Annotated in this window: 4 protein-coding genes; all 4 read right to left on the reverse strand. The window is 31.9% G+C overall.

Annotated elements, in window-relative coordinates; all coding sequences use genetic code 11:
- Positions 1-781: copper amine oxidase N-terminal domain-containing protein (locus tag VK998_RS07075; RefSeq protein ID WP_325226957.1), on the reverse strand; the 781-nt coding region annotated here is incomplete at its 3' end.
- A gap of 122 nt (positions 782-903) precedes the next feature.
- Positions 904-1,128, reverse strand: coding sequence for a type II toxin-antitoxin system VapC family toxin (locus tag VK998_RS07080; protein ID WP_325226960.1), 225 nt, complete (start codon positions 1,126-1,128; stop codon positions 904-906).
- A complete protein-coding gene (locus VK998_RS07085) occupies positions 1,119-1,361 on the reverse strand; it encodes a hypothetical protein (RefSeq protein WP_325226963.1) in 243 nt (80 codons plus the stop codon). The genes VK998_RS07080 and VK998_RS07085 overlap by 10 nt, the downstream gene beginning before the upstream one ends.
- Before the next feature lie 61 nt (positions 1,362-1,422).
- Positions 1,423-1,623 (reverse strand): hypothetical protein (locus VK998_RS07090; protein ID WP_325226966.1); only part of this gene is annotated, 201 nt, incomplete at its 5' end.

The raw sequence follows: 1,623 nt of genomic DNA on the forward strand, positions 1-1,623 counted from the left end.
ATACCTTTAGCCCTTCATCATATATCTTCTTATATGAATCTACCGTTTCAGGATAGAATTGAAAATCGCTTCCAAATAATGCTTCAATATATTTTCCGTCACTATAGTCAAGCACATAATCATCTGAGCAAGTTAGCCCAGCAGTTAATGAATAGTCACTAAGTCTTACTTCAAATACTGGTCCATAGCTTTCGTATCCATCTTCGATAAATCTCCCTGTTGACTTCTTATCGTAGACATATAGAGTCCCATCTTTTGTCTCGATAATAGTTTCATCCTTCCATGAATTTGGAAAGCTTAGAGTGTATCCATATTCTTCATTGAAATAAATAAATGTATCTTCAATATTTGCTTCTTGATTGAATTCTCCAATCAATACATTATAATTACTTCCATCCCAAGTAACATCCTTTCCCATACTTTCTGCTACAAATCTAAGTGGAACAAAGATATTATTATCTATTAGCAATGGCTTAACATCCAATTCTAACTCTTCATCATTCACCATAGCCATATTAGAGTTTATAGTTAATAATATATTAGCATTATTTTTTATTATATAAATCTGATTGTCAACATACTCTACTTTAAAATCCAACTTCTCGCCCAGAGCCTCAACGGGTACGAAGATTCTATCACTTTCTAAGATAGTTTCCATATCTACACCAGCTCCATCTAATATAACATTGACCTTGTGACCTTGTGCATTTACTGGAATGCTTAACAAAACAACTAATATCAATACAAGACTCAAGTACTTTCCTATACTTTTCACGCTCATCATCTCCTTAACATTATTTTATCATGATTATAAAAATTATAAGTCATTTCCAATAATTGTAATAATATTGTAAATAATAAAAATAAAAACCAGTAAGTTTTCTAACATAATAAACCTGCTGTTTAATCCTCTATATCTTCTATAATTATTGCTTCTATATTCTCTTTACTACATACATTTTTTAATTTAATATCATTTGTAATAAAATAATCAACATTCATGGATATACCTGTAGCTAAAATTATCGCATCTGGAGTTTTAATATTATAATTAGCTCTAATCCTTGATGCTATATCTGCAATTTTATAATCCACATCAATAATTGATAGATTATTGTTTATTCCCATGATTCTCTTTCCTCTTTTATATATTCATTAGTGTTAATATTGTTCCATAATTCCTTTCCCAATCCTCTCATAACTTTTGCAAAACTATCTGGCTTTTCCATTAATAAGATTTGCCTAGTTTCTTCGTCATATAGCCATATAATTTCAGCACCTGGTCTCAATCCTGCTTTTTTTAATATTTCTTCTGGTATCTTTAGACTTCGGTCCTCATTCAGCTTAGAAATAAGACTCATTATTAACACTTCCTTCCTTTTATAGATATCTCAGAGATATTAACTTATATATATTATATTATTATTTTTTCGCTTCGTTGTAACGGTTGTCCACATATTGCACATAAAAACTGAGTACCAGCAACAGGATGCCCAGGGTTGAAGCTATCAGCCCGGAACGTTGCATGATACGCTCATATATGGGCCAGAACCAGGTGGCGACATAAGTAAAGACACCGAGGTTGATCAAAATGATGGCAATGCCCAGCAGAGTGGCAGCTCC

This window comes from Schnuerera sp. (genome assembly GCF_035459645.1).
Taxonomy (GTDB): Bacteria; Bacillota; Clostridia; order Tissierellales; family Tepidimicrobiaceae; genus Schnuerera.